The following is a 5,514-nucleotide window of genomic DNA, read 5'->3' as shown; positions in this document are numbered from 1 at the left end:
AAGTTAGATCCTTTGGGGTCTGACCGTAAATCAGCTTGAAGTGAGCCGTCGATGCCAGTCAACTTTATCTGCCTTGACCCACGCAAAGCGAAAAAGCGCTGGATGCAGACAATGCTTGCCGGGGCAGGGGATATCACATTTATGCGTTTAGCCCCGGTCGGGCTGACCCATTATGCCGAAGCCGATGCACGGGCAGCGAATGCCTTGGCGACTGCAACAAAGCAGCCCCGCTCGGCCTTCGTTCAGCGCGCGAAGCATTGGCTGCTAAAGCGACAGTATACAGGGTGTCGCGCTTATTTTGCCCGTAATCCCGAGGTTGTTGCCGTCGCTTGGAATGGGCTCAATGGAACGCGCCGTGTTTTTATGGATGCGGCGAAAGATGCAGGCAATAAAACTTTGTTCTTCGAACTTGCGCCATTTGCTGACCGCATCACGATCGATCCGAAAGGTGTGAATTTCGCCAACTCTCTGCCGCGCAATGTGGATCCGTATGTCAAATGGGCCGCGACACATGCCAAAGACAAAGACAGCTGGCGCGCCCTGCGTGATACCATTGCGCAGCGCAAACCATCCGCGGCAGTGACTGTCAGCAATAAGGTACTTCCATTGACCCAGCCATTTGTCTTTGTACCGCTGCAAGTTCCCGGCGACAGCCAGTTGCGCATCTATGGAGGGGCTTTCAAAACAGTTGATCTTTTTGTTGCCGCTATTTTGAAGGCTGCGGAACAAACCCCCAAAGGATGGCATATCCGTATAAAGGAACATCCCTCGGCGCTGCCGTTTGTCAAGGATGCCATTGACAAAGCGGGGGTTGATAACGTTGTTCTGGATAACATCACAGATACGTTCGAGCAGGTGAAACAAGCCAACCTCATCCTGACGGTCAATTCTTCTGTCGGTTTGGAGGCGATGTTTTTTGATAAGCCGGTGGTTGCTTGCGGTGATTGCTTTTGGGCGATAGACGGTATCGCGGCGTCGGCAAGAACTCAAGAAGATGTCGCACAGGTTCTGTCAAGACCGGATGCCGTGACGTTTGATGCGGCAGCAAGGCAAGCCTTTTTGTCCTATCTGGACGCGTGTTATTACCCCAAGATTTCAAAGCCAGAAAACGCCGCAATCGAAACGCGGATAGCGGGACGTGATCAGAACGGGTTTTGGGATGCTTGCGACGAAAGGAATTCCGCTTGAAACTCTGGAGTTGGCGCAAGACTTTGCGTGCTTCGAAAATCGACATAAAACCACCTGTGGCTTCCCCGAACCGGGACGGCATGGCGCTTGTAGCGATTGTCCGGAATGAAGCTGATTACATTGGCGATTGGTTGCGGTTTCATGCTCTTGGCGGGATCACAGATTTCTTCATTTACGATAACCAGTCTACTGATCGTACCGTTGAGATTGCAAAATCCATACCTGCGCTGAACGTCACCATCATCCCTTGGGCCTTAGATACCTCATCCCACAAACCCGCGATGATCTTGCCGCGTCAGAGCTTGGCCTATTGTCATGCCATCTCCAATTTTGGGGGCGCTTATCGCTGGATGGGGTTTATTGATATTGATGAATTTTTAGTACCTGAAAACACCTCTACGATTCTGGAAAGTTTGGCTGCCCTTTCTGACGTGTCAAATATCTCTTTGCCTTGGGTCATGTTTGGCCACGGCGGGCACGATAAGATGCCAAGCGGGCCAGTGCCTCTTGCATATGCTCACCGGGCACTGCATCAAACCGGCAGCTTGCTGAACTTCAAATGTATCGTGGATCCATGCGATGTCAGGCAAGTTGGCGTACATAAATTCGAGACCCATTCAATGGGGCCCAAGACTGCGAATATGCTGGGCAAAGTGACGTGGAACAAGACGCGGGCTACGCACAGTTTTGTAACCAATGCGAGATTGCAATTGAACCATTATTACCTCAGGTCCCGAGCCGAGATGGCGCAAAAAATATCGGGGCCTGCTGTGTCCGGTGTTGAGCAGAACCAGCGCAAGGGGAAAATTTTGGAAAAGGCCGCCCTGATAGAAGAGAACCTGCAGCCCGACATGACCGCAAAACGTTTTTTGCAGCGCCACGGCATAGAAACTGATGAAGAATTTCGTGCGGTCCTGCTATGAAACTGATTTTTCAACATCTGCGTAATACAAATAACGTTGGGGATCAGGCGTGCAGCCCATTTGATTATTTTGATTGGGGGGATGCCACTGTCAAAGATATGCGGGAAGTGTCTGCTCCATACGATGCCTGTGTCTTTGGCGGAGGTAAGATATTTGGTGGCCTTGCTGACGCTGAAGGCGTCAATTTGGGCCGATCACCGTTGCACATCGCGTGGGGTGTCGGAACGCGCCAGACCTTCCCGATCTCAGCGAAATATCGGCGTGCGCGTAGGCTCTGTGACCTGGTTGGAAGCCGTGATTGGGGTGATAGGCGCTATGACTTTGCACCCTGCGCAAGTTGCATGTCACCGTTGTTTGATGCCGATATAACACCCGATCACGATGTGGTTTTTTTACTGGCATGGCGGCAAAACTGCAAAGCAACATATCCGCATACCGGACAGCATCCCTGACAAGGCCAACAATGTCGGCAGTTTTGAGGAGTCGATCCGGTTTATCGCCAGTGGCAGAACCGTCATCTCTAACAGCTACCATGGTGTTTACTGGTCGTTGCTTTTGGGGCGTAAAACGATCTGCATCCCGTTTTCCAACAAATTTTACGGGTATCGCCTGCCTCCTGCTTATGCCACTCGCAAAAACTGGCTGCATAAACTGGAAACCGGCATCGCACAGCCACAGATGCTTGATACCTGCAGAGCGGCCACGATGGCCTTCAAGGCAAAGGTTGACGCATTGTTGACAGGTGCAGGATGATGGCTGCTATCCGGAACGTGAACATCAAAGGCACACTGCGATGACACCCAGCCTGTCGATCATTATTCCCACCTATAATCGTCCGTCGATCTTGACGCGGGCGGTTGCCTCTGCGCTGGTGGCCTGCCCGGAGGGTTCGGAAATCATCGTCGTTGACGATCAGTCGGACACGGCAGAGGGTGCGCTGGCTTCGGTCGCCGATGATCCTCGGCTGTCGATTGTCACGAACGAGGGTGATAAGGGGGCCGCCGGTGCACGGAATTTCGGTGTAAGCATCGCACGGGGCGAAGTGGTCATTTTTCTGGATGACGACGATGAAATCCTGAGCGACTACCCTGCGCGCGTGCTGGCCGCAGCAGAGCAGGGCGCGGCAGACTTCGGTTTTTCCGCTGTCATGCTGGTCAATCACCGGATGAACGCGGAAGACAACACCACAGTGAAAAGCTGGAAGGCGCTACAGCACGGCGTCATCCCCGCCGATGTTCATCTAAAACACAAGATGCCGGGTATTGGCTATGGGTTCTGGGTGCGAAAGGCGGTTTTTCAGGATGTCGGCGGGCTTTGCGTGGAACAGACCGTTGACGAAGACGGTGATCTGTTTTGCAGGCTCTATGGCCTTGGCCATGCCTGCTGGTTCGATGCCGCGCCGGGGTTCCGCATCCACAGGGGTTACGATACCGGTGAACAAGTTGCGGACCGTTTGTCCACAGGGACAGATACGACAGTTGAAGCAGAGTGCCGGATCCGAACCTATCAGAAGAACCATGCATACTTTCCACGGCGCTCCGCGGACCGCTGGTTTCTGATCCGTCGGGTCCTGCGTCACGCGGCACACAAGGGTGTGGACACTCCGGCCACGGCACTTCTCAAGCAAATCCGGCCACTTGACTGGCGTGTGCAGGGGTGGTTGTTCTTGCAAAGCAAGAAGATGTCGGCGCGTCATCACCGCAAGCCGAAAGAGTACTCATGAGCCCTCCTGTTCTTATATTGAGCCTTGAAGATGCGACCGAGCGGCGTGCGCCTCTGATCAACGCCTTCGAAACACGTAACGTGCCTTATGAAATCTGGCATGCCATTGACGGGCGCAATGGGCTGCCGCCGGAATATGAAAGCATGATCGACCGTCCAGCGGCCCGCCTGTATCTTGGCCGTGAAATGGGAAATGCCGAATTCGCCTGCGCCCTGTCGCATCATTTTATTTACCGTGAAATCCTTACGCGCGGTTTCGAAATGGCCGTCATTCTGGAAGATGACGCCATCGTTGACGAAGCGTTTTTCGGTTTTATCAAGACGGTCCAGATGCCCGCCTGTGATCTTTTACTGTTGGACCACTATCGCGCATTGGTACGCCGCACCGATCGTTTGAAACTGGACAAAAACAAGATCGCTTACCGCTGCATGTCCACGCCATGGCTGACCACGGGATACATCATTACGCGCGATGGCGCACAAAAGCTGGTTGATCAAAGTTTGCCCATAACGGAGCCAGCCGATTGGCCCACCGATCTTTCGGAAATGCAGGCCTATGCACTTGCGCCGAGACTGGTTGATCATCCGGACATGAAATCGGCAAAGTCGGACATTCGCCAAGACCGGGAGCCATGTAGGCCACGGGCCTCACGCCGCAAACGACGCAGTTCGCGGCGGTTTCTGCGGCTCTCTTATTGGCGCAAGACTTACCACAAACGGCTTGGAAAGTGGGTTTCATGATGGAAGCGAATGCAACCGCCGTTGTGATCCAAGCGATGCAAGAGGCTTTTCAAAGCAAAGCAAGTCTAAGATTTTGCCAAGATCAGTTTTTCTTCAACAACGGGGCGATAGAGTTGTCGCGTCAGTTTCAACGGAGCGGTAATTAAGTGAACGATCCAACAGTCCTAAGTCCTTATTGGGAAAATGTAGACAAATCCATTCTGCGCTCTCAAAAATCTGTTTTTGATAAGCTGGGGATACCTTTGAAACAGGTAGCAACGGATGGCGAGAGCCATGGAGACTGGATGAATCGAGTCGCCAAAAGTTCTGAAGATGACATTATAGTCTTTGTGGACATTGATGCATTTCCACTGAGCAGAGATGCGTATGAACTGGCTGTCAAGACAGCAAGAAGCGGCGGTATTTTTGGCTTGGCTCAAGTCGCAAACCATATTGACCCATCAGCCATTTACGCGGGGCCAATGTTCTTGGCTTTTTCGAACGAAACATATCTTCGGTTGGGTCAGCCATCTCTATGTCATTCAGATACACATGATCCCGCACAACTTCTGAGCATCCGTGCCATCGAGATTGGTGTTCCGTTGACTTTGTCCTATCCCCGAAACGTCTTGATCCCAAAGTGGCCTTTATCCGACATTGGGATTTTCGGAATTGGCACTTTTTATGGTGAAAACAATTTCTTTCACCTTTTTCAATCAAGAATGGCGTCCAATATTCGTCTCTTGAACGCGGTGAGTGAGGATGTTGTTTCCGGGCGGCTAGACTTCGCGAGGTACCTTTTAATGATACAGCAGCCCGAACGATCCAGTTTGTGGAAACGGCTGCGTGGGCAAAAGTGAAACGTATCTGATGCACGCCGTAAGCATTGGATAGTCTCGCATTGATTCGAGGTGCTCCTTGATCTTGAGCCTCGATTTAGAGCAATAAACCACACTACCCC

Annotated in this window: 6 protein-coding genes; all 6 read left to right on the top strand. The window is 52.3% G+C overall.

Features of this window, described 5'->3' with window-relative positions; translation table 11 throughout:
* Positions 1-111: 111 nt before the first annotated feature.
* The 6 genes from R6T97_RS16125 to R6T97_RS16100 all read left to right on the top strand — a co-directional run bounded on the left by R6T97_RS16125 (position 112) and on the right by R6T97_RS16100 (position 5,413).
* Positions 112-1,188: a capsular biosynthesis protein gene (locus R6T97_RS16125; protein ID WP_410350304.1), complete on the top strand. Its 1,077-nt coding sequence runs from the start codon at positions 112-114 to the stop codon at positions 1,186-1,188.
* Positions 1,185-2,111: a glycosyltransferase family 92 protein gene (locus R6T97_RS16120; RefSeq protein WP_410350303.1), complete on the top strand. Its 927-nt coding sequence runs from the start codon at positions 1,185-1,187 to the stop codon at positions 2,109-2,111. The genes R6T97_RS16125 and R6T97_RS16120 overlap by 4 nt, the downstream gene beginning before the upstream one ends.
* A gap of 381 nt (positions 2,112-2,492) precedes the next feature.
* The gene (locus tag R6T97_RS16115; protein WP_410350302.1) at positions 2,493-2,864 is read left to right on the top strand and encodes a hypothetical protein; all 372 of its coding nucleotides are present in this window, start codon (positions 2,493-2,495) and stop codon (positions 2,862-2,864) included.
* Between the two features lie 40 nt (positions 2,865-2,904).
* Positions 2,905-3,834, top strand: a complete 930-nt coding sequence (locus tag R6T97_RS16110) for a glycosyltransferase family 2 protein (protein ID WP_410350301.1) — start codon at positions 2,905-2,907, stop codon at positions 3,832-3,834.
* On the top strand, positions 3,831-4,574 hold the full coding sequence (locus R6T97_RS16105) for a glycosyltransferase family 25 protein (RefSeq protein WP_410350300.1): 744 nt from the start codon (positions 3,831-3,833) through the stop codon (positions 4,572-4,574). Before R6T97_RS16110 ends, R6T97_RS16105 begins: the two co-directional genes overlap by 4 nt.
* Before the next feature lie 146 nt (positions 4,575-4,720).
* Entirely contained in the window at positions 4,721-5,413 is a 693-nt protein-coding gene (locus R6T97_RS16100) for a hypothetical protein (protein ID WP_410350299.1), read from the top strand.
* Positions 5,414-5,514: the final 101 nt, after the last annotated feature.

The organism is Yoonia sp. (assembly GCF_046498525.1).
GTDB lineage: Bacteria > Pseudomonadota > Alphaproteobacteria > Rhodobacterales > Rhodobacteraceae > Yoonia.
Note: the sequence above shows the minus strand (reverse complement) of the source record. Positions and strands in the feature narration are given on the sequence as shown.

Bases quoted from the DNA above. Each gene is read 5' to 3' on its own strand.
- R6T97_RS16125 (WP_410350304.1), top strand. From the start codon at position 112: ATGCTTGCCGGGGCAGGGGATATCACATTTATGCGTTTAGCCCCGGTC.
- R6T97_RS16110 (WP_410350301.1), top strand. From the start codon at position 2,905: ATGACACCCAGCCTGTCGATCATTATTCCCACCTATAATCGTCCGTCG.
- R6T97_RS16115 (WP_410350302.1), top strand. From the start codon at position 2,493: ATGTGGTTTTTTTACTGGCATGGCGGCAAAACTGCAAAGCAACATATC.
- R6T97_RS16105 (WP_410350300.1), top strand. From the start codon at position 3,831: ATGAGCCCTCCTGTTCTTATATTGAGCCTTGAAGATGCGACCGAGCGG.